This window comes from Lysinibacillus piscis, assembly GCF_026012395.1.
GTDB lineage: Bacteria > Bacillota > Bacilli > Bacillales_A > Planococcaceae > Lysinibacillus > Lysinibacillus piscis.
The window spans coordinates 55,061-78,302 of record NZ_BRZA01000008.1; the positions used below are offsets into that span (position 1 = coordinate 55,061).

The 23,242-nt window shown below is 37.5% G+C and carries 21 protein-coding genes and 1 pseudogene; 4 read left to right on the forward strand and 18 right to left on the reverse strand.

From position 1 onward, the window contains the following. Positions 1-84: 84 nt before the first annotated feature. The 7 genes from OPF91_RS17630 to OPF91_RS17660 all read right to left on the reverse strand — a co-directional run bounded on the left by OPF91_RS17630 (position 85) and on the right by OPF91_RS17660 (position 11,052). Positions 85-3,165: an AAA family ATPase gene (locus OPF91_RS17630; RefSeq protein WP_264990248.1), complete on the reverse strand. Its 3,081-nt coding sequence runs from the start codon at positions 3,163-3,165 to the stop codon at positions 85-87. Continuing rightward, positions 3,162-4,319 (reverse strand): exonuclease SbcCD subunit D, encoded by a 1,158-nt coding sequence (locus tag OPF91_RS17635; protein ID WP_264990249.1) that lies wholly within the window; start codon positions 4,317-4,319, stop codon positions 3,162-3,164. Before OPF91_RS17635 ends, OPF91_RS17630 begins: the two co-directional genes overlap by 4 nt. Positions 4,320-4,394: 75 nt before the next feature. Continuing rightward, positions 4,395-5,624 carry an aminopeptidase gene (locus OPF91_RS17640; RefSeq protein WP_264990250.1) on the reverse strand — a complete coding sequence of 410 codons (1,230 nt, stop codon included), beginning with the start codon at positions 5,622-5,624 and terminating at the stop codon, positions 4,395-4,397. Between the two features lies 1 nt (position 5,625). Continuing rightward, entirely contained in the window at positions 5,626-6,774 is a 1,149-nt protein-coding gene (locus OPF91_RS17645; RefSeq protein WP_264990251.1) for a DEAD/DEAH box helicase, read from the reverse strand. A gap of 182 nt (positions 6,775-6,956) precedes the next feature. After that, positions 6,957-8,234 carry an ABC transporter substrate-binding protein gene (locus OPF91_RS17650; RefSeq protein WP_264990252.1) on the reverse strand — a complete coding sequence of 426 codons (1,278 nt, stop codon included), beginning with the start codon at positions 8,232-8,234 and terminating at the stop codon, positions 6,957-6,959. A gap of 14 nt (positions 8,235-8,248) precedes the next feature. Next, positions 8,249-9,922 carry a glycoside hydrolase family 13 protein gene (locus OPF91_RS17655; protein WP_264990253.1) on the reverse strand — a complete coding sequence of 558 codons (1,674 nt, stop codon included), beginning with the start codon at positions 9,920-9,922 and terminating at the stop codon, positions 8,249-8,251. A 137-nt stretch (positions 9,923-10,059) separates the two neighbouring features. After that, a complete protein-coding gene (locus OPF91_RS17660) occupies positions 10,060-11,052 on the reverse strand; it encodes a LacI family DNA-binding transcriptional regulator (protein ID WP_264990254.1) in 993 nt (330 codons plus the stop codon). Positions 11,053-11,261: 209 nt separating this feature from the next. On the opposite strand from OPF91_RS17660, the gene OPF91_RS17665 reads away from it, so the two are divergent. Continuing rightward, positions 11,262-12,452 (forward strand): class I SAM-dependent rRNA methyltransferase, encoded by a 1,191-nt coding sequence (locus OPF91_RS17665; protein ID WP_264990255.1) that lies wholly within the window; start codon positions 11,262-11,264, stop codon positions 12,450-12,452. A gap of 63 nt (positions 12,453-12,515) precedes the next feature. Next, positions 12,516-12,794 (forward strand): hypothetical protein, encoded by a 279-nt coding sequence (locus OPF91_RS17670; RefSeq protein ID WP_264990256.1) that lies wholly within the window; start codon positions 12,516-12,518, stop codon positions 12,792-12,794. A gap of 68 nt (positions 12,795-12,862) precedes the next feature. Here the strand turns inward: OPF91_RS17670 and OPF91_RS17675 are convergent, their stop codons facing one another. The 5 genes from OPF91_RS17675 to OPF91_RS17695 form a co-directional block, all read right to left on the reverse strand. Next, on the reverse strand, positions 12,863-13,201 hold the full coding sequence (locus OPF91_RS17675; protein ID WP_264990257.1) for a hypothetical protein: 339 nt from the start codon (positions 13,199-13,201) through the stop codon (positions 12,863-12,865). Between the two features lie 30 nt (positions 13,202-13,231). Beyond that, the gene (locus OPF91_RS17680; protein ID WP_264990258.1) at positions 13,232-13,789 is read right to left on the reverse strand and encodes a DUF6036 family nucleotidyltransferase; all 558 of its coding nucleotides are present in this window, start codon (positions 13,787-13,789) and stop codon (positions 13,232-13,234) included. 422 nt (positions 13,790-14,211) lie between these two features. After that, positions 14,212-14,922 carry a cysteate racemase gene (gene cuyB / locus OPF91_RS17685; RefSeq protein ID WP_264990259.1) on the reverse strand — a complete coding sequence of 237 codons (711 nt, stop codon included), beginning with the start codon at positions 14,920-14,922 and terminating at the stop codon, positions 14,212-14,214. After that, a complete protein-coding gene (locus OPF91_RS17690; protein ID WP_264990260.1) occupies positions 14,919-16,151 on the reverse strand; it encodes a carboxylate--amine ligase in 1,233 nt (410 codons plus the stop codon). Before OPF91_RS17690 ends, cuyB begins: the two co-directional genes overlap by 4 nt. 45 nt (positions 16,152-16,196) lie before the next feature. Beyond that, positions 16,197-17,174, reverse strand: a complete 978-nt coding sequence (locus OPF91_RS17695) for a C39 family peptidase (RefSeq protein ID WP_264990261.1) — start codon at positions 17,172-17,174, stop codon at positions 16,197-16,199. 104 nt (positions 17,175-17,278) lie between these two features. On the opposite strand from OPF91_RS17695, the gene OPF91_RS17700 reads away from it, so the two are divergent. Continuing rightward, positions 17,279-17,863, forward strand: a complete 585-nt coding sequence (locus OPF91_RS17700) for a metallophosphoesterase family protein (protein WP_264990262.1) — start codon at positions 17,279-17,281, stop codon at positions 17,861-17,863. Between the two features lie 34 nt (positions 17,864-17,897). Here OPF91_RS17700 and OPF91_RS17705 read toward each other — a convergent pair whose 3' ends face one another. From OPF91_RS17705 to OPF91_RS17720, 4 genes are all read right to left on the reverse strand, one after another. Next, positions 17,898-19,649, reverse strand: coding sequence for a protoglobin domain-containing protein (locus OPF91_RS17705; RefSeq protein ID WP_264990263.1), 1,752 nt, complete (start codon positions 19,647-19,649; stop codon positions 17,898-17,900). A gap of 163 nt (positions 19,650-19,812) precedes the next feature. Beyond that, positions 19,813-20,385 carry a DUF305 domain-containing protein gene (locus tag OPF91_RS17710; protein WP_264990264.1) on the reverse strand — a complete coding sequence of 191 codons (573 nt, stop codon included), beginning with the start codon at positions 20,383-20,385 and terminating at the stop codon, positions 19,813-19,815. 46 nt (positions 20,386-20,431) lie between these two features. Continuing rightward, a complete protein-coding gene (locus OPF91_RS17715) occupies positions 20,432-20,620 on the reverse strand; it encodes a cysteine-rich CWC family protein (protein WP_264990265.1) in 189 nt (62 codons plus the stop codon). Positions 20,621-20,685: 65 nt separating this feature from the next. After that, positions 20,686-21,279, reverse strand: a complete 594-nt coding sequence (locus OPF91_RS17720) for a restriction endonuclease subunit S domain-containing protein (RefSeq protein ID WP_264990266.1) — start codon at positions 21,277-21,279, stop codon at positions 20,686-20,688. A 134-nt stretch (positions 21,280-21,413) separates the two neighbouring features. Here OPF91_RS17720 and OPF91_RS17725 point away from each other — a divergent pair, with 134 nt between their 5' ends. Beyond that, positions 21,414-21,800 (forward strand): helix-turn-helix domain-containing protein, encoded by a 387-nt coding sequence (locus OPF91_RS17725; RefSeq protein WP_264990267.1) that lies wholly within the window; start codon positions 21,414-21,416, stop codon positions 21,798-21,800. A gap of 29 nt (positions 21,801-21,829) precedes the next feature. On the opposite strand, the gene OPF91_RS17730 is transcribed toward OPF91_RS17725, so the two are convergent. Next, positions 21,830-22,708: a radical SAM/SPASM domain-containing protein gene (locus OPF91_RS17730; RefSeq protein WP_264990268.1), complete on the reverse strand. Its 879-nt coding sequence runs from the start codon at positions 22,706-22,708 to the stop codon at positions 21,830-21,832. 172 nt (positions 22,709-22,880) lie between these two features. Next, positions 22,881-23,242: pseudogene (locus OPF91_RS17735) on the reverse strand (hypothetical protein); the annotation flags it as partial.

The window sequence follows — 23,242 nt, forward strand, 5'->3', positions numbered from 1 at the left end:
TGTGCTCACTTTATCTACACATTTTTGTCGCTGACGTTTCACTTTTGCACAATAAACATACGTCAATTATCTACGAACACCTTGCTATTTCACCTCAAAATGTGTTTGGCTATAACCTTGTGGTGTTTTTTCCACGTATAATACAGCTGGCATGGCATCCTTTAATTCCTGCACATGTGAAATCACACCAATCATACGTCCTGTGCTTTGTAAATCAATTAGCGCATCAATTGCCTTGTTTAATGCTTCCTCATCTAATGAACCAAAGCCTTCGTCAATAAACATCGTATCAATGCGCACATTGCCTTGGAAGCTTTGCATCACATCAGCCATCCCTAAAGCAAGACTTAAAGAAGCATTAAACTTTTCACCACCCGACAATGATTTCACATCTCGTAGCTGATCTGTATAAGCATCGTACACATCTAACCCAAGTCCACTCTGTTTAGCGTGCTTCTCTAAACGGTCAGAGCGACGAAGCTCAAATTGGCCATTCGATAAATGAGCAAGACGACTATTCGCTGCTTCTGTAATACGATCTAAATAACTAATTTGAATATAACGCTCAAATGATAATTTTTTTGCATTTTGTCCATTTAGTAAGCTATATAACTCCTTCACCTGACCTGCTTCTTCTTCAAGCTGACGCATTTCCTGAGCTAATGCCTCTACTTTTTCAATAAATGTAGTGCAAGCCTCACTATATCCTGTCATTTGCTGTAATCGTTTAAATGCCTCTTCATATGCTTCTCGTAACATTGTCACGATACCTTCCATTGATGCTAAATCCTGCTGTTCTTTATCCTTTAAATACTTGGCACCTTCTGCCACTTGCACTTGCAATGTGTGTAACTGTAAAGCATATTCATGACACCATGTACGCAAGGTATCTTTTTGAGGTATATAACCTTTTGCAGACATAAAATCCTCATAGCTTGCAAAGCCAACATCCATCATTTGTACAGTAAATAGCTCTTTTTTCTCCTCCATTTTCAATCGCCATTCTTCATATGCTTGCTGTGTCATCATAATGGTTAGCTCACTTTTCGTGACAGCCTCTTGTGCCTTTTGCCATTGCTGCTGGCTTGCTTGCCATGCTATTTGCAGTACGTTTCTTTGCTTCCCAATGACGGCTAACGTTTGCTGCAAATCTTGCAATGTATGAATGGTTTGTGGAATCGCCTTTTGCTGTTCAGCTACGATGGCTTGCTGTGTTAGTAAACGCTGTGTTTGTTGTGTAACATATTGTTCCAATTCATGCTGTTTTACTGTAAATTGCTCTGTTCGTAACTGTTGTGTCTTTTGCTGTTTCCTCGCCTCTGCTAACTGAGCATTCACTAATTTTAAAATCTGTATTTGCTGTTCCGTCTCTTGTAACGCTGCTATAATTTGTGCCTGCTCACTCTCTTGTATACCATGTATATTTAGCTGTTCGAGCCCTTCTTGCAATATACGTTGCTTTGAAGTCAATAACGCCTCCTGCTCTAAATAGCGACGCTCACTTGCCTTTACCTGTGCTTGCAATGCCTCCATTTGCACATCATCCACTGTTTTGGTAGGTGCATTGTGAGTAAGTGGATGTGTCGTGCTACCACATACTGGGCAAGGTTCACCGTCAGCTAGCTGTTGTGCCAATATACTTGCTTGATTTGTTAGCCATTGTTGCTCTAGTATATGTAACGCTTCTTTTTGTTCTTGATAATGCTGTTCGGCTATCTCTAGCTCCTGTTCTACTTCAGTTATCATTTCTCGATGTTTTGCTACCTGTGTGACGTATTGAGCTTGCTCTCGTAGCTTTGGAAGTTGTTCTAAATAATGCTCATATGGCACTAATTGTCGCTCATATTGTTCAATTGAGACGACTAATTGTTGTAATTGAGACTGTTCTTGCTCCACTATCAATAAATTATCTGTTACAGCACGTTTCGCATTTTCTATCTCTTGCTCAACTTGTTGCACTTGTTGTTTATTTTTTTCATAAGCTTCCACTGTCGGTAGTAATGCTTGGAGCTGTAATTCTTGCTGTAATAATTGCTGTCGCTTCGCTTCCTTTGCTTCTTCCTCATGATATGCTTGCTGTGCCAATTGCAGTGCCTCTTGTGCTCCCTGCTGTTCAGCTACCGCTTGTTGATGGGCTGCCTCCTTCAACACAAACTCATGTCTAGCTTCTTCATAGTGCTGCTCCAATAAAATAAGTCGCTCCGCTTGTTCAGCTAATACAATAGTCTGTTGTTTTTCTTCATAGAGGTTTTGCTGCTCTTGTAATGTTGTTAATTGTTGCTGTCGCTTTGCTTGTTCTTCGAATTGCTCATTTAATGTCTTTGCTATACTGTAGTATTCTTGCTCTTTTTGATGGTGTGCATAAGCCTCATTATAATGCTGTTGCTCTTGTTCAGCTGTTTCAATATAATAGGCCTTTTCCTGTTGCAAAGCTTGCAGCAATTGATGAATATTATCCTGCTTATTTTCAATATACATAAATAATGCTGATGAACGCTGTGGTAAAGCGCCTGCTATTTGTCCTAGTAAATGTTCCTTTGATTGCTGAGCACGGAGTACATGTTGCTCTGCTTCCTTGCGCCGAACATCCAATTTTTTGACCATCTCACCAAAACGATTGGTTTTAAAAATTTTGCGCAAAATCACTTCTTTATTGGTGGAATCAGATGTTAAGAGCTTACGAAATTCTCCTTGTGGTAGCATCACAATTTGACTAAATTGATCTTTCGTTAAGCCAATGATGTCCTGTAGCTTTTTATCAATCTCATTCGTTTGCTGCTTTTCAACAATGCTATAGTCTAGTTGACCATCTACCATTTCTGCTAATTCTATTTTTTTGCCTGTTATACTTTTATTTTTAGCTTTTATATGTCCTGGCTGGCGCAAAATTTGATACGTTTTGCCATACATTTCAAAAACAAGTTCAACGGCTGTATAAACATCATCCTCTGCAAAACCACTACGTAGCATCGCTGTATCCTGACGATCTTCCCCACTACCAGCGCCATAAAGTGCATAGCAAATCGCATCAAAAATAGTTGTTTTTCCAGCACCTGTTTTCCCAGAAATTACGAATAGCCGATGATCTCCTAACTGTTGAAAGTCAATAACCTCTGTCTGTTTATATGGTCCAAATGCTGTCATCGTTAATTTTAATGGCTTCATTGAATGCTTTCTCGCTCCTCATCTAATAATTCCTGTAGCATATCTGTAAATAAATGCTCAGCCTGCTCATTAGGTAACTGTCCTACAACGGTTTCGTAAAACGAGCGGAATAAATCAATATCTTCTATTTTTTCTTGCTCCACTGCTTGGACAGCTTGATTTGTTGCTTGATAGGCTGTTTTTCGTTCAAGGTGCATTGCATAGGGAAAAACGGTGCGAATTCGCTCCATTGGCGACTGTACGGGTATGGTATCTGTTAAGCGCACAAAGACGTAATCATCACTTGGTGGCAATTGTAATAAATCACTCATTAATCCTTCTACAACACGCAAATCTCTCCTTGGATGTAGTTTACGTTTTTGCACTGTCACATGTCCCTCTTCATCCAATTCAACAATGAGAAAACCCTTTTCATGCAAATGCTCTGATAAAGAATATTTTAAGGGTGAGCCTGCATAACGAATCGTTTCATTCAATACAAAATGTGCCTTATGTAAATGTCCTAATGCTGTATAGTGGAAAGGCTCAAATAATGCAGCATTGACACAATCCGAGCCACCTATTGATAATGGTCGCTCTGAATCACTCGTATTCGCCTCTTCTTCCCCATATTTCGTAACAAAAGCATGTCCAATCAACACATGTCGCTTTGTTGAATCTAAATTTTCTGTAAGATGATTAACAACAGCTTCCATTGCATCTTGATGTGTGCGAATAGTTTCATCTTCAAAGATTGTCCGTATTTGTGCAGGCTCTACATATGGCACAAGATGAAAATGCACATCACCAAACACATCTGTTAAAACAACAGGTGTATCCGTTTTGCTATATTGTCCCTTAATGAACAGGCCACTATCACGCATCAACTGACTACCAAAACTTAATCGTCCTGCGCTATCATGATTCCCCGCAATCGCCAGTACAGGAATTTTCCTTTTCAATACAATTTCTGCTAGTGTATCATTTAATAAATTCACCGCTTCAATAGGTGGCATTGAACGGTCATACAAATCCCCTGCAATAATGACAACATCTGGCTGCTCCTCATCAATCGCTGTTAAAAACTGCTGTAAAATATAATGCTGGTCCTCTGTCATATAAAAGCCTTGTACTAATTTTCCTAAATGCCAATCTGCTGTATGAAATATTTTCACTTTGATACCTCCTATAGTAGGAAAAACAGATGAAACGTCCATCGTCTCATCTGTTTGTTATTGTTATTCTCTTAATTAAAATGCCCAACTACCTTTGCGGAAAATTGGCTCTACTGTGCCGTCTGGCAAAATACCGTCAATATCCATTTCACCATTACCAATCATAAAATCTTCATGTGTGACAGAAACATTCGCACCTAGCGCTTCTAGCTGTCCAGGCTCTAAATCTCTACCACCCTCTAGACATGTTGGATAGGCTTCCCCAATCGCTAAATGATTCGATGCGTTTTCATCGAATAATGTATTGAAATATAAAATTTCTGATGCTGAAATTGGTGATTCGTGTGGAACAAGTGCCACTTCACCTAAATATTTTGCCCCTTCATCGACATTGATTAGCTCTTGTAAAAGGTCATTGCCCACTTGTGCCTCAGCTTGCACAATTTTTCCTTCTTCAAATGTTAGCTTGAAGCCATCAATAATATTTCCTTGATATGCTAATGGCTTAGAGTTACTTACATAGCCATTCACACCTTGTTTTAAAGGCAATGTATAGACTTCTTCTGTTGGCATATTTGCGATAAAAACTGTTCCTTCTGGTGTTTGACTACCACCTGTTAGCCATTGATGCTGAGGTGATAGAGCAATCGTTAAATCTGTTCCTGGTGCTGTATAATGAAGCTTTGCATATTTTTTACTATTTAATAATGCTGCTCGTGCTTCTAAATTTTCCACATGTGTACGCCAATTATCTACTGCATTTCCTTCACCTACACGCACAGCTTTGAAAATAGCATCCCATAATGCAGGTACTTGTTCCTCTGCTGGTAAGTTTGGAAATACCTTTTCAGCCCATTTTGGTGATGGCACTGCTACAATTGACCATGCGATTAAATCTTTCATCACCGCTGTACGGTAATTTTTCAACGCAGCTCCTGCTACTTTTTGATGTGTTGCTAATCGGTCTACTGAAATACCCGCTAAATTATCTGGGTTCTCCGCATTAATCCATAATAATGCCCCTTTGCGCTCTATTAATTCATCACGCATTTTGACATTCCATTCAGGAAAACGATTAAACTCTTCTTCGGAAGCATATTCAAAATACGCACGGTCTATTTGTTCATCTGAGAAATTAACATGAACGCGACCTGCACCTGCTTTATATGCTTCCTTTACTACTAAACGAGCAAAATCCAGTGCATCGACTGTTGTATTCACGACTAAATATTGCCCAGGTTGAATGTTCACGCCAACCTTTACAGCAAGCTCTGCGTATGCCTGTAATTTTTCCTGAAACGTCATTTTATTTACCCCTTTTTTGTCCAATTGTTTTTGAGTTACCTTCCACTAGCTTACCATCATGCCATATTTTTTGTACAGGTTTGCCAGGGATTTCTCTTGTCCATTTTTTATACGTTTTTTCATCACGATAGGACAATAATGTCAGCACTTCACCATCAGCACCTGCACGACCTGTTCGACCAGAGCGGTGCAAATATTGCTCGATTGTGCGTGGTACATCGACATGAATAACATGTGTCAATCCTGCAATATCTAAACCACGCGCTGCAATATCTGTGGCAATTAAAATACGTGCCTCTCCTTTACGGAAAGCATCTAATGTCTTTTTACGCTCTTCCTTTTTCATGTCTGAATGTAATGTAACAATTGGCGCGGAGCGATGCTGTAGCTTTGATTCTTTCATCAACACTTGGTCGATATTATTAACAAAGGCTAATGCACGTAAGCCTTCGACATGTGACAAGCGACGTAAAAAATCTGTTTTATCACGCTCTTCTACTTTCACAAAGGAATGCACAACCTTGCCGACCTGTAGCATATCCTCTGGCTTAATTTTAAAGCGCAAAGGCTCAAACATCATACGACTTGCGACTAGCTCGATTTCTTCTGTTATCGTTGCTGATACAACGACAACCTGACGTCCATAGGCAGCACCTTCAATAAAGGATTTAATAACCACACGATATTCACGGCTAAGTAGCTGATCGCATTCATCTAAAACAATGGTCTCAATTTCTTTTAACTTTAATTTTCCTGCACGTGCTAATTCATTTAAACGTCCTGGTGTTCCAACAACGATTGTTGGCTTTTTCTTTAACTTCTCAATTTGACGAGCCGTATTTGCACCGCCAATCAATTGCTGTACAGTAATGTTCGAGCCCTCTGTCCATTCACGAATCACGGTAACAATCTGCATCGCCAATTCCTGTGATGGCGCTACGATTAAAGCCTGTGTTTGCTTTTTCGCTCCATCTACTTTATTAAGGATTGGCAATACATAGGCCAATGTTTTCCCTGAGCCTGTTGGTGATTCTGCCACAATATCCTTGCCATCCAGCATTGCAGGAATCATTTCCTCCTGAATTTTCATCGGATGCTCAAACTTCCACTTTGCCTGTAATTCTTCCTTTAATAACCCAATAACCGACATATTATTCCCACCTTCTATCTACTTACTCTTAGTGTATCATATCCGTTGTGGATAGACTGTAAAAAAGAAAGGGCTGACGTTCTTTTATAGCGAACGTCAGCTCTTTGAAAATAATAGATAGCTTTATACATTTAAGCTGATTCATTAAATGTAATTATACACTTATTCATATAGTTACTATATTACTGACGAAGCTTCGCCCATTCATCCTGAGCAGATTTAATTGTTTCATCCCATGATGCTTCTCCAGCAAAGTATTTCTGAAGTTTCGCTCCAAGCAAATCGCTCCAACCAACAGGATAGTTTGGGAATACCCATGCAGATGTATTGCCTTCTTGTGAGTATTTATAAATTTCCTGTGAAAGTGGGTCTGCAATTCCTGCTGCATCATAGCCTTCATATGCTGGGATAAATTTAAACTCAGATAAGACGGCTTTTTTCCCTTCCTCTGATGTATACATCCAGTCAATAAAGTCTTTAGCTACTTGCTGTTGCTTGTCATCTGCTTTTTTATTTACTGCATAATAACTCGGTACACCAACAGGCATTTTTGTTTCACCATTCACTGGAATCGGCATAATCCCAATTCCAGATTGTGCAAGCTCTGGGTCCATTCCATCCACAGTTGGATAAATCCAGTTTCCTTGTTGAATAATCGCTACACGACCTGTAGAAAATAATTGCTCTACCTGCTGTGAGTAATCAAGATTATTCACTGGTTGCACAGAATATTCATTTTGCAAATCTAAATATTCTTTAAACTCATTGCCAAATTTAAAAGCTACTTCTTTTGCTTCATACGTAGTAAAAATATCATTATTAAATTCAGGTGCTAAAAAGACATTGGAACCGTGGTTACCAGGCACCCATTTTTCTTTCCCTGCTAAAGCAAAAACAGCCTCTAAGCCAAGCTCTGCTTTTTTCGCATCAATCGTTTCTGCTGCTTTGCGTAAATCTGCCATCGTTTTAATGGAAGCAGCATCTACACCCGCTTTTTCAAATACATTTTTATTGTAAATCAAACCATAGCCCTCAAGGTTCACAGGCATCCCTAATACTTCACCATCACGAGTGACGCCATCCAATGTACCAGCTAATGCAAACTCCGCTCCCTTTATACCACTTAAATCAGCAAGACGGTCACGGTACTGGTCAATATCCACCTGTCCAGCAAGTGTGAAAATCGTTGGCTCGGCATTTGAGGCAAATTTCGCTTTCAACGTTCCTGCATAGTCACTACCACCACCAACTGTCTCCACACTAATATTGACATCTGGATGTTCTGCTTCATATTGAGCTGTCAGTTCCTCAAATTGCTTTTTGAATTCAACTTTTCCCTGATAAATACTGATATTCACTTGCCCCTCCTTTGTCTCTTCTTGATTCGATGGGCTTGTCGAACAACCAGCAAGACCTAAAAGTAATACAGATGATAATAGCAATGATTTTTTATTCCACATAGTATACATCTCCTTTAATAGTTAATTAACTCCAATAAAATACATTCATATGGCTGAAGTTCATCATTCATCAATGGCTGCGCATAGTTGGCTAAAATCACTTTGCCCCATATATAAGGGAAATCTAGCTCAACTATTTTATTTTTAAAATTTGCCACTACCGCCACAGCTTTCTTGCCATCCCAGCGAATATAGGCAATGATATCTGGATGACTAGCTAGCACTTCTTCATATCGTCCATATGTCAATACTTCTGCATATTCACTGTTTTTGCGTAGTTGAATCAATTGCTGATAGTAAGTAAATAAAGAATCTGGTGCATAGCGACTTTCGGCATTAATGGATAGAAAGTTGCTGTTCGTTGGTAGCCACGGTGTTCCTTTTGAAAAACCACCATTTTCACTTTGATCCCATTGCATTGGTGTTCGTGCATTATCACGACTGCGATGGGCTATGGCCTTCAATGCCTGTTGTTCTGTCAATCCAGCCTTCATTGCAGCATCATATTGCTCAATTGAAGCAAGGTCATTAAAATCGTTCACTGATGTAAATATTGTATTGGTCATACCTAATTCTTGTCCCTGATAAATAAATGGTGTCCCTTTCAACAAAAAATAAGTGGTTGCCAACATTTTTGCAGAGGTGATACCAATGCCTGCTGGTTCAATAAATTTATTCAATGAACGTGGTTGGTCATGATTTTCTAAGTACAATGCTCCCCATCCTTGATAATTAAATAGATGCTGACTGTCAGAAATAGCTTTTTTGAAATCAAAAAGACTCCAGTTTCGAGGTTTATACCAAGAACCATCTTGTCCTAAATCTAAGTCCACATGGTCGAATTCAAACAGCATACTAAAGTAACCATTTTCTCCGATATAGGATGGAAGTTGGTCTAATGTCACACCAGGCGCTTCAGCCACTGTCAATAAATCATGCTTTTGAAAGGATTGCTTGCTCAATTCCTCTAATACGGTATCGATACCATGTTGATTTGCTTTCACAATATCCACTTCATCCCCTGCTGTAGAAAATGATTTTTTAATAAATGTAATCGCATCTACTCGAAAACCTGCAACGCCTTTTTGAATCCACCAATCAATCATGTCATAAATAGCCTGCCGAAGCCTTGGATTTTCCCAATTTAAATCTGGCTGCTTTTTTGAGAACGTATGCATATAATATTGATTAGTGATTGGCTCATACTCCCAACAAGAACCACCGAATACTGATTGCCAACCATTTGGTGGTTTATCCTCTTTTCCATTTTGCCATATATACCAGTCACGCTGTGGATGCAACTTATCCGTTTTGGATGCCGTAAACCATTGATGTTCATCAGACGTATGATTGACGACTAAATCCATAATAATTTTAATGTTGCATCTTTTCGCCTCAGCAATCAACTCCTCCATATCCTCCATTGTGCCAAACTCGTCAGCAATGCCTTGATAGTCCGAAATATCATAGCCATTATCATCCATTGGCGAGGCATACACTGGGCTAAGCCAGATTACGTCAATGCCAAGCTCCTGTAAATAATCTAATTTTCGGATAATTCCCTGTAAATCCCCAATGCCGTCATGGTTCGTATCATAAAAACTTCTTGGATATACTTGATAAACAACCGATTGCTCCCACCATTTGTTTCGGACAGACAATGCAGTTTTTTCTTTTTCTATAATCATGGAAGCACCTCTTTCCTTTGTGGTATCGATACCATATCAATCAAAAAAATAAAACGTAGCTTTAGTATAATTATTTATGGTAACGATTTCAACTTTTTTTCAAAAGAGAGCTAGTAAATGAAGCTCTCCTCTATTTATTACGTTGTTTTCCGAATGACTAATTCTATGGGTAGTTCGTGCTCCTGTACTTTCAAGCTAGTATCATCCAGCATGTCGACAAGAATTGCTACAGCAAGCTCCCCCATCTTTTCCACAGGTTGCCGAATCGTTGTTAGCTGCGGTTCTAACATCTCTGCAATAGGCTGGTCATCAAATCCGATAATCGCCATATCTTCTGGAATTTTTAAGCCATGTTTTTTCGCTTCAATCATCATCCCAGCTGCAATTTCATCACTGCCTGTAAAGATAGCTGTCGGTCTTTCATCCATTGCCATAATTTGATTCATCACTTTTTTGCCATCTTCAATACTATACTGATTCAGAAAAATCCATTTCGTATTTACTGCAATATCGGCTTCTTTTAGCGCCTTTTGAAAGCCATGATTACGATCCTTATCCTTGCCATCTTCAGCGAATAATCCCCCTGTGCAGTAGGCGATTTTGTGATGCCCTCTATCAATTAAATGTTTGACACCGATATAGGCTCCTTTTTGCTGATTTAAACGGACAATTGGTACATTGGCATTTGTGATGTATTCATTGCACAGCATAATCGGACCATATGCTAAAAACGGTTCAATTACGCTCCATTCATTTTCAATAGCTGTCATAATAATGCCATCAACTTGCTTTGTTTTCAATAGCTGAAGAAAGGCTAGCTCTTTTTCTGCATCTTCATTACTTTGCGAAATAATAACTTGATAGCCCTTTTCATAGGCAGCTGTTTCAATTGTATTCACTAAGTATGAAAAAAATGGATTCACGATTCTCGGCACAATCACACCAATTGTTGTAGTTGATTGACCTCTCAATCTTCTAGCAGCAGGATTAGGTGTATACCCTAATTCTTGCATCGCTTTGAGAACGAGCGCCCTTTTTTCCTCCGAAACATATTGATGATTATTAATAACACGTGAGATAGTTGTTTTGGATAACCCTGTTAATTTGGCAACATCCGATATAGTTGGCACTTCTCTATCCCTCCACTTATATAAGAAATCGATTTCATATATAGTGTATACTTTTCAAAAATAATCTGCAATGTCCCACTTGCACCAGCATAGGATTATACAATATTTACTAAAATATGGTCAATTCTCTTACTAAATTCATCGTATATCTCGCTGTTTTCTTCCCTATATGCCATAATGAATAAAAACAATGATTAAGGATGACATACATGCAAAAAGAAATAGATGTAACAATCATAGATACTATGGCACATGATATTCAAAAAGGTGTACCAATTTTATTAAAAGATGGCTTCCACGAAACCAATTCTCTTCAAGAAGGGGCTATTATGAAGTTGCGCAATACGGCTGGTAAATTTGTTGGCAAAGGTTACGTAGGTAGACAAAACAAAGGTATCGGCTGGCTTCTTACAAAAAATGAAAAAGAAGTTATCAATACTGACTTTTTCAAAAAGAAAATCACAGCTGCCATTGCTCATCGTGCAGATTATTACCAAAATACCGACACAACCGCTTTCCGTGTTTTCAATGGGGAAGGCGATGGGATTGGTGGTTTAACAATTGATTATTTCGATGGATTTTATTTAATTAGCTGGTATAGTGAAGGCATTTACTCCTTTAAAAATATGGTTTTAGAAGCACTTGAAGTGGCTGTTCCCTATAAGGGCATTTATGAGAAAAAGCGATTCGATACAAAAGGTCAGTATTTAGAGGATGATGATTTTGTACAGGGGGAACGGGGCGAATTTCCACTTATCGTCAAAGAAAATGGACAAAACTTTGCAATCTATTTAAACGATGGGGCAATGGTTGGCGTATTTTTAGATCAACGAGATGTTCGTAATACGATTCGCCAAACATATGCTACTGGTAAGAATGTGTTAAATACGTTTTCCTATACAGGTGCTTTTTCTGTCTTTGCAGCTGCGGGCGGTGCAGCAAAAACAACAAGTGTTGATTTAGCAAAACGTAGCTTACCCAAAACAACCGAGCAATTTGAAGTGAATGGTATCGATGTAGCACAGCAAGATATTATTGTGATGGATGTGTTTGACTATTTCAAGTATGCGAAACGGAAGGAACTCACTTTTGATGTCGTTATTTTGGACCCTCCAAGCTTTGCACGTTCTAAAAAGTATACATTTAGTTCAGCCAAAGATTACACAAATTTATTAAAGGATGCATTAGCGATTACAGAAAAAAATGGCGTTATTGTCGCTTCTACCAACAATGCTACATTTGGTATGAAAAAATTTAAAAGCTTCGTGGAGAAAGCTTTTACAGATAGTAACCGTCGCTTTACAATCGAAAAAGAATTCTCACTGCCCAGCGACTTTAAAACTTCTCCTCATTTTAAAGAAGGCAATTATTTAAAAGTGTTGTTTATACGAGTGAAATAAATCCATTATAGGTTACTATCACATATAATATAGGTAATATCCATTTATATAGGAGGGCTAACCATGACTAATTCGATTCTTTTAGTTAGTATACTTCTTTTTGGGTTTATTTTTTTAGGATTTATTTTAAGCTTGAAAAAAAGCACGAAAACTAAGTTTATCGTTTGGGGAATTATGATTATTCTGATTACTCCCTTTCTTAGCTGGGTTATCGGCATTATCTTTGGTATTATCGAAGGTGATGGATTTGCTGCTGTCGCAGTGATAGCGGTATTATTTCCACTCTTTTTTATTATTGGCTTAGTCATCTTAATTATAGGGATAGTCAAGAAAGATGTATAATTTAGCTCAACGATCTTCAAAAAAACAGCTCGGTTCTGTAGGAAAACCGAGCTGTTTACTATATAATTTCATTTTGTTAATATTAATGATATTTTCTTCCGTTTCCGTCTACGCTCAGCCAATTGTTTTTCAAGCTCGGCTGTACGATTTTGCTCACTGTGCATCTGTACATACAGTACGTTCAACATTTTAGCGACATCTCTCTGACGATCTGCATCAGCAGTTTTTAATACTTTGGATACAGCTTTCATTACATCGATTCTATTAAAAAATAGCGTTACATCATGCACCGATTCAAGCACTTTTAGAGATAATTCAGCTGTTTGCTGACGATAAGTAGTTGCACCTTGTTTTAAAAATTCCACTTCTTCCAACAGCTTTTGTTCAAATTGCTGTACCGTTACCATGTATACACCACCTTTACGAAGTTACATTTATTATAAACCCTTTTGCTTTAAAATACGCAATAATTGATGATAATTAAGATCCGGATCATTAGGGTTTATCAAATAATCTTTATATTCGTTCACCATTGCTAATAATTTTTCTTTATTACAAATATCCAGCAAATCTGTGTCTTGCAAATCTTGTAAATCTTTTTCACGCTTAGAAAAAATTTTCGTACAAGCTAATAACTCTATCATTGGAACAAATACTTTAATATGTTCAAAACCAGCATCTTCAATTCTAAATTTTTCTTGTTCTCGGAAATCCTCTATTGGAGGCACTTCAACAACACCATCTAATACATCGATAGCTAATTCTTTCAACACTTTTCTAATTCCCTCTTCATCATTTGTTGATAACAAATTTATATCAATATCTCTTGTTGGACGAAACTTTCGATTATGTGTTTCTAAGAGCAACAGCAACCCTGCTCCACCTAAAATCAAAATTTCTGCGTTTACTCCCCGTTCTCCACATATTATATCTACTTCACTTAATTTATCTAAAATCAAATCCATGTCATCCATTAGCTCTCCAAAAGCCCCCATAAATTCAGCTCCCTTATAATTATTGATTACTCTATTATATCTAATCTATTGAGCATAAATTCATGGTTATCAATAATCGCATTTAGCCTTTTGATATTAGAATGACATTATTACAAAAGCCACTTAAAGTCACAACCCAATTCACTTCATTTTTTGTTACTCTAAAGCTGAAACTGACACACTGATATCTACTAGTAGTAAAGATTCATTTAGTTAAAAATATTCCAATCTCTCTATTCTTAAAACAGCTCAGTTCTGTAGAAGAACTGAGCTGTTTACTATAGCCAATGATTCATGTCATGTTGTTAATTGTACATACTTACATGGCATGTAAGGAGCGTATAAATCTATAATAGGTTTCCTTTAAATAATGAAAGCTGGTCGATAAACAATGAAAATCCTCAATTTGCTCATTCACCATCTCACCTTTTTACATCTACCAACTCATAGCCACATGCTTCAATCGCACATTCAGCTAACACAAGTAATGAATCAATATAGTTACTGTTTAATTTTAAATCACGATTGACAATGGATAGCTCTGTACATCCAAGCACGATACGGTCACAATCTAATGCCTGCATCGCTTCTTCAATTGGCTGCCAGTCGGCCCATGTCACGTCCTTGCCTGCCTTGACAATATCATAAATAACTGACATGACCTTTGTTTGAATCACTTCGTCTGGTACAACAGGCAATAAGTCAAATTCCTCTAAAGCAACTTGGTACATACGAGAAGTAATCGTACCTGTGGTCGCTAAAATTCCAACACGTCTTGCCCCTAAATCGGCTGCACGTTTCGCTGTCTCACGAATCATATGTAACACAGGGATAGGTGAGCCTGCTGCGATTTCCTCATAAAAAGTATGTGCAGTGTTACATGGAATCGCAATAATATTGGCGCCAGCAATCGCTAATTTCTTTGCATCAGCAATCATCACAGGCACAGGATTTTCCTTTGTCTTATCTAAAATAAAAGCAGTGCGGTCAGGAATGGTTGTGTCATTATCAATAATCGTATGCACATGCTCCTGATCCTTTGTTGCTTTTGTACGTCTAACAATCATTTCACCGATAAACATCGTTGCTAGTGGACCAACGCCACCGATAATTCCTAAAGTTTGTTTTTTCATAAGCGCGACAGACCTTTATTATTAAAATATTTCTTATAGTTACGATAATGCTGTAAATTATCCAATGTAATATTCAGCCAACGTTTAGCATTCATATCCTTATAGTTAAAAATAGAGTCCGTTGCTAAGCCTTGGCGAATCAAACTTTTTGCTTCTACTACTAATCGTTCATCTTGCACATATTTAAACAGGACACCATTTGGCACAATCGTCCAAAGATGCTTATTGTTCACATAGGTTAATGGTTGTGTACTACCACGAATAAAATCATCTGCTACATATTGCATCAAATTATGACCACTTGCTGTTACATAATAATTGGACAGCTTATTATGTAACTCCATGCTTAATAATTTATACTCGGCTGTACGCTCATCATATTTCATATCAAATGTTGCATAGCCTTGAAATTGAATAGCCTCTAAAAAAGCCTTTACTTTGTCCATTATTTCTCGATGATAGACCGTCATAATTGCTACATAGCGTCCGATTCCTTCTGGAGAATGCTCCTCTAAAATTGGATTTCCCGTAGCCAGCAGTTTCACTTGATGGTCTTGTCCAACATAGGCATTGACTACTAGCATATGAGCGTCTTCACCAGGTATATACTCTTGTATCATCAAGTCATCACGATATGCCGACTCTTTATAAATAGCATGGAATACCGCATCTTTTTCTTCTTCATTATTCGCAATATAAACATTCTTCTTACCTGTAAAAATACATTTTGCATATTTCATCATATTTAATGGTTTAATGACAACAGGATAATCAAACGGGACGATTAATTCCTCGTAATCATTCACTGTACAAACATGTAATGCTGGGTAACGAAAGCCAAATGGTTCGCATAGCTCATACATTGTTTCACGTGTCAGCAATTGCGTAGCTAGCGATTCATCGACATAAGGAATCACAAAAAATCCCTCTAACGCCTCTTTATGTTGCACAATTTTCTTCACATAAAACTCATCACAAGCTAATAATAGTAGCTTTTTTCCTTTGAATTCCTCTGCAATTGCTTGTAAGGCTACTTCAAAACGCTCTTCGATATGCAGTCTTGCTATTTCACGAAATGTCATTAAATCACTATGCTGTATTTTTTCTATATGGGTATGGTTTAATGCCAAAGATTTTACACCATAGGATTCATAAAATGCTCTAGCCATGCCATAAGCATTCATTTCATCGCCTAATAATACTGGTAAAAAAGCATGTTCAACCGCCATTTTATTCAACTCACTTTAGCTTTTTTTATTAGTGTACCATAATTTTTACTTATGCACTGTGACGGCTTGCATACCTAGCTCCTTATAGCTTTGAAAAAACTGCTCTACACCATATGTAACATAGCCTTTTAACGGATCCATAACAACTACTTTGTCTCCCAAATGACCTGTGACAACAACCGCATGCAAGTTTAAATAGGCATCATGTGGAACTGACTCTCCTTCGTAAATCCAGCCTCTTTCCTTACTCATCTTAGGTGGCGATAAATCCAATGTTACCCATGTGACAACAGGTACTCCCTCCCGTACGAGTAATAAAATCTCCTCCTGTGTGTGACCACTTATATTTGCTACGCGTAAGTCAGCTCCTTTTGCAGCGATGGCTTGCTCTGCTGCTTTAACAATCGGCTCTGCAAATACATACATACCTGTCGCTTTATCACGGGGATCTCCCGCAAAAGCTTGTGCAGGGTTGACACCATACCTCTTCTCTCCCACTAGACGAAATGCTTGCTTTGGTAAATAATTATCCGCCATTTCTAGCTTTGTTACAGCCATACCATAATAATTTAACACAGCCGTTAATGATGTAATCTCACAGCCATGTGGTAATTCAGGATTTTGCATCACGACAGGGACAGCCATTTCCTGTTCATCCCGTGAAAAATGTGTTGGTAATCGATAGTAAGGCTTTGTTTCATCATATGTAAAGTGTTCAACCGTTGTGTACGCATCATTCGTTATACTATTTTCTACTGTCGTTGCTGCTATTGCGTATTCTCTACCTTCAACAAGCTTTGAAAACATTGCCTCTCCCTCAGTAGAACCAATCGCATCTTCTACAACTGCTCCTGTCATTACATCTGTTATCGTAATGTACAAATCAGGAATGGGTGCACCACTATTGAACTCTACTGTTAAAACCGTTAATTGATTTTTTTGTTTATCTGGCACTGAAATTGGCTGACAGCTTGCCAGTAGTACACATAGCATAATAACTATGACAAAACTTCTTATTTTCAAAACCAATTCCACCTCTCTCATTTACAAGCTATTATTATTATACTTGAATTGTACTGTAAAATAAGCAATCATCAAGATAGATTGTAAGGAGAAGTGATGAACATATGTTATATGCCCTTTTAGGTGATTTACATTCAAATATAGAAGATACAACAGCTGTCCTCACCCATATTCAAGAGGTAGCAGCGGATGCTACTATACTCGGCTTAGGTGATTTATATGAATGTACAATTGGTAAGAAAAAAGCACAAACAGTAACGAATATTCCACTTGAACAAGCTGCCATTGTTCAGCCTGATTTTGAAAAACTATTAACATTCCCATCTATTCGTGGCAATCAAGAGGAACGTATTACACTTGTGACAGGCATTGAACGTTTTTCAGCCTTGCCTGAGATGATTCATATTGAAGGGGCTACACTAATACATGGTCATCAGTTTCACTGGAACACATCATGGCAGCCAACCTTCCCAGCCATTCAAACGAATTTATTATTTTTTGGTCACAGTCATGAGTCTGCTATCTATCAGCACAATAACAAGCTGCCTACCAACATTCTATTTGGTCAGCCCATTGCGGTAGAAAATAAAGCGTTCAATATAAATGTAGGTTCTGTTGTCTATCATCGTGAATGGTGTCTCTATGATAGCGACAAGCAAACGATTACCTTTATGCGTGTCAATAGCTAAAGGGCGCTCTATTCTAGTAGAGACGCCCTTTTCCTTAGTGGCTGTATTTATTTTTTTCTTGTAGCAAAATCTCTTTGAGTTCCGTTAGTTTTTCAATCACACGATGCGACACTTCTGCGATTTCCTGCAAATAGCGCTCTGCGGACTCTTTATTTCCTCTATGATGCTCTTGTACAGCTTTTTTGGCAATATCGTAAACACGTAAAAATGGTTGTTCCAGCTCTTTGTAAGCGCGCTCATTTACTAGTAATTTTTTACCTGTACCATAATACCATTCACCCAATCGTGAAGTTTGCGGTGAGCCTACATCTTGCTCAGTCATCGCTTCAAAGCCTAATAGTAAATTATAAATTTTCCAACGCCATAATAAATGATCGGTAATCGTTAACTCAACAATATCCTCTTGGCTAATGATAAAATTTTTAGAAATTGTTTTAGAGCGATATTGGTCAATCATCTTACTCAATTCATAAATAGCTGCCCCCATATCAAAGACAATGGCTTTACTTTTCGTCATGTTGTCATTAATCGTTCGATTGCGTTCAGCAATATTTGTTGCCGATTGTGCCTGTGCTTTAGTCGTTGCTGCAATTTCTTTAAAACGAACCCCTTGCTGTTGTAAATCTTCATTTAATTCTGATAATGTTTTGGAAATTTGTACTGTATCGACAGCACTTTGATGCAAGTCACTTGAAAATTGGTTCATTAGCGTATTAATTGTACCTGTGATGGACAATAGCTCCTGTATATCTGCATTAATCGATTTCACAGATGTGCTTGTATCATCTGCTAGCTTTCTCACTTCTTCTGCTACAACTGCAAAGCCTTTTCCTGCATCCCCTGCACGTGCTGCCTCAATAGACGCATTTAAGGCAAGTAAATTTGTTTGATTGGCGATATTTTGGATAAGCTCCATCAAATTCGTCACATTACTAACTCGCTCCACTAAGCGCTCAATATCTTGTTGTATGGACTTATGGCCATCATCTGTTACTTGTAAAACCGTTGAAACCTGCTGTAGCGAAGATAAATCATGATTCAATTTATGTAAGGATTGATTGGTTTGTATTGAAAAATCTTCAATGACTGTGGCAATTCCTTCAATACTTTCATCTAGCTCATGCATCGAATGATTAACCGCAATTATTTCTTCCTGCTGAATCTCCTGAAACTCAATTAAATCTTTAATGGAGTCCAACTGTGTATTATACGTAATAATCTCTCCTAGCCCATTTACAACAGAGCCACCTTGAATTTCAATATAGGTTTCCACGATAATTTGTTGATCAATCGTTACTAGGCTATCGTAAGCCAACAATACATCTAGCATTTTTTCCGTTGAACGTGATAACTCTTTGACAATCAATGGAATAATCAATTGATTAATGAGTGTATAAGCAGAAATCATCCAGTTTGGCAACACACCAATCTTTGCATGTGTATAGGCGATTTTCCGACGTTTAAACACATAATCTAAATCTAAGGCATCACCAAATAAACTATGAAAATAGTTGTCGAATAACCCTTTGAGACGATCAACGGTTGAGTGCGTATGAATGATTGTTTTAAATTCAGGTATTTCCAATAAGCGTTCATAAAAGTTATCTAAAATTTGGTCATGATGCTCTTCGTAAATGTGCTGTAAAAAATGAACGGATTCTCGACGAACTTGAGATAATGCTAAAAAATCTAATTTCTCTTTAAAGCGTTCATTTGTATCAATATCCGAGTTTTTTGTAGCAGAAAAATAATTATAATGTGGAGTTACTTTCTTTTGTCGAAACACAATGCTCCATCTCCTTCATTTCACTAAAGTATATATTTTTTAACAATCTTATCTATATAAAAGTACAACTTATTTCTTAAAAATAAACACTTCTTCAAGACCTTTCCACCACTTGGGCACAGCAAAGCAAGTAGCAAAAAGGTCTGATAGGCTATTTATCCTTCTAACAATCCTGCAAACCATCTAATAGCTTTTCCATTGCTTCAATCTGCTCGCACATTTCTTGAATCATGCAACGTAAAATTGGAATTAGTTCTTGGCAAATGCAGAATCTTAAAACATTTTGTGCTAAGCGTACACCACCTTGATGATGAATAATCATCGCCCGTAAATAATTCACATTGATACTATTCGATACAGGTGGCGCACACATCGCTTGGAACATGACCTCAGTAATTTCTTTATAGGTGCACATATATTCGTACAATTCATATTCTGAATTTTGTACAACACAGCATCTATTTTGCAAGGCTTCTAAGTTTTCTACCATCTCTGTACTTGTCTTAACCGTTGCTAATGCTAAATTTTGCACAGGAATATTCGTTGTATACTGTAGGACATTCTCTGACATTTTAATAGCGGCTATTTGGTGGGGTAAAATTTGTTTAATAAAATTTTCTGAAATACTACATGTAATCGTTACATATGTCATTCCCTGCATCATTTTATGAAGAATACGTTTATATTCCTCTAAATAATTTTTTGTAACATTGCTCAGCTCAATCGATTTCGTCATTAGACACACCCCTTTCAGAGTAATATATGTCTAAATGGACGTTGAATTATAGACGTTCGTCCTCTTGATATGTATGTAAACAATGTGGGCAAATACATTGCTGCCCGTCGGAAGATACGGACGCTAGTAATGGTTTAGGAAAATGCTCTGTCATATACCAACACGATTGTTGTGCATTTGCCACACCACAATGATTATCCCCACCACATAATGGGCATTGCTGCTGTATCTCCATTTATCATCGCCTCCTTTATTTCATTATAAAATAGTTCTCGTCTTTGACTAGTGCCATTTGCTATTTTACATCTGCCCAAATATTTTATTTAACATCATCGTATATAAATCTTTCATCTGCTCAAATCCCATTTCCAATTGCTGTACATGATATTGAACAGGTTCAGTAACATCATCCATGTATTGTGGTAGCATATCAACAGTCGTGAGTAAGACGTCTCGATTTTGTAATATACTTTGCACACGATTGAGCATTTGCACTACTTCATGTTGTGCAGCAATAGAGGGTACACGAATAACTGCCTGCGCTAAATCTTCATGTGAATGCCATTGAAGAAAATGAAATACATAATCATTTAAAAGAACACGTTCATTTGGAATAATAGCTCTTATATTTTGAGCAATTGCTACTCTTACTGGGCATTGATAAATATGTCGTGTACTGCCTTCGTTTGCTATAATAATCGATTTGGGTGGTATGCTTTGCTCGGAAAGAGGGGCGGTTTTTGGTATAAAATCGATATGATCTTCCATGACAAGTTGCTGTAACCGTTCCAATGTGATAAGCGGTAATCTATTTTCCCTACATGTTTGCTCGTCTTGTACAACTGTTCCTTCCACTATTTCGGAAACCTCTTTAAATTTATAACATTTTATCATGTAATGCCCTCCATCCCTTGTTTCAACCCCTAACGATTGTACCATTTAATTATAACTTAATACATATTGTACTTCTATAATGATATAGGCATTTTGTACGTTTTTCTCTAGCTTTTTACATAGAGGTGAATGACATGTCAGACTTTTTAAAGCTAGTAGGTGAACAGCTTCGTATTATTCGTATAGCAAAAGGATTAAGCCAAGAGGAAGTTGCTGAACGCACAGGAAAATTAGGTTTTAGTAAAGGAAGAATTTCAAATATCGAAAATGGGCAATCCAATATTACATTGAATACTTTAGAAATACTAATGAAGGCATTAGATATTGCACCTGAAGAGTTATTTAATTTTCAAAAGTTATCTGGTGTGACAGATATCGAGGAGAAGAATCTGATGCTTGACATCCACCGTTCATTATTAAGGGAACGTAACTTAGATGAAGTAAAATATGTAGTGCGTATTACAAAGGATTTTTTAGAAACAATTGACTCACAAACAAAGAAAAACAGCCCAAACAATTAATAATCGCTGGGCTGTTTTTTAATGACAATTTACTCCATTCCAAATTTTTGACGATAGCCACATTTTCTACATAGTTCCTCTACTGCTTCTCGTCTTGAAAAGCCATCTACAATTTGATTAGCACGCTCTCCTTCTACAATAGAGGTAAAGGATTGTTCATGTACATTACCTAAATTAATGACACCTTCCCCATCTAGACAGCACGGTACAACAGTGCCATCCACCAAAATAGCTGCCTGGCTTCTCAATGCATGGCAAAAGCCTTTTCCCTCATCTTCAGGAGCAAGGAGACTCGGCCACCTGAATTCATGATCTTGATTTAAATAAATATAATCGGCAATTTTTACACCCTTGCCAGGCTCTACTTTTTCCTCAATGTGATAATCAAGATGGTATTCATTCTCCAAAATTTCAAGTGTCTCACGATTGCGACGTGCTGCTAAATCAGATGTATGATCTTTTTGTAAATTCCATAAACGATAAGAAATAATTGTTTTATGCTCTTTCGCTGCACGTACAAAATCCAATATATCCTCTAAATATTTCTCTCGATTTTCTGAGCCCTCATGACCATCAAAGCTATGTAAAGAGAAATTAATTTGTCTTAATGCAGGCTTGCCTAATAATTTTTCTCGATTTTTTTTAATCAGTGTACCATTTGTTGTAATGTTGACCTTAAAGCCCTTGTCATGTGCCGCATCTAGCAGTTGATCGATACGTGGATGTAACAATGGCTCTCCTTTGACATGCAAATAAATGTACTTTGTATGTGGACGTATTTCATCTAAAATCTTGTTGAATTGCTCAACTTTAATAAGCCCTTTCGCACGAGCTGTTGGTGGGCAAAAGCTACAGGCTAAATTACACACACTCGTAATTTCGATATATACTTTTTTAAATGTTCTCACTGTCAATTCTCCGTTCTCTCTAACATGCTATCTATTTTAACAAATTTTTAAATAGGAAGCAGTGTACAAGATTTTATTACTCTTTTGAACGGCTGTCTACCTTACAATGAATAAACCGTATGAAATCAAGAATTGTTCCTCCGATTTCATACGATTTATTTTGAATCATTATTTATTGTAAATAGCCTTTTACCTCATCTAAGCTATCAATCGTAAAAATATTTGACACAATGTGGTTCAATGCTTTAATAGTTGCCCCGTTAATCAATTGTCTAACTTCCTCAGATAGTTCACCAAATCTTTGCGTTAATAATGTTTCCACCATTTGCGATAAGGCTTTTAACTCACCTTGTTCTAATCCTTGTTGCATGCCCTGTTGTAAGCCTTCCTGCATGCCTTTTTGTAACCCTCGCTCCACTGCCTCTTGTTCACGCATCTTCGCTTCTTCTTCCGCCGCTTCTTGGTCTAAGATATATTTGAGTCGCCCTTGATATGCATGGTATTGATCTGGTTTTAAACTGAGCTCTCTCCACT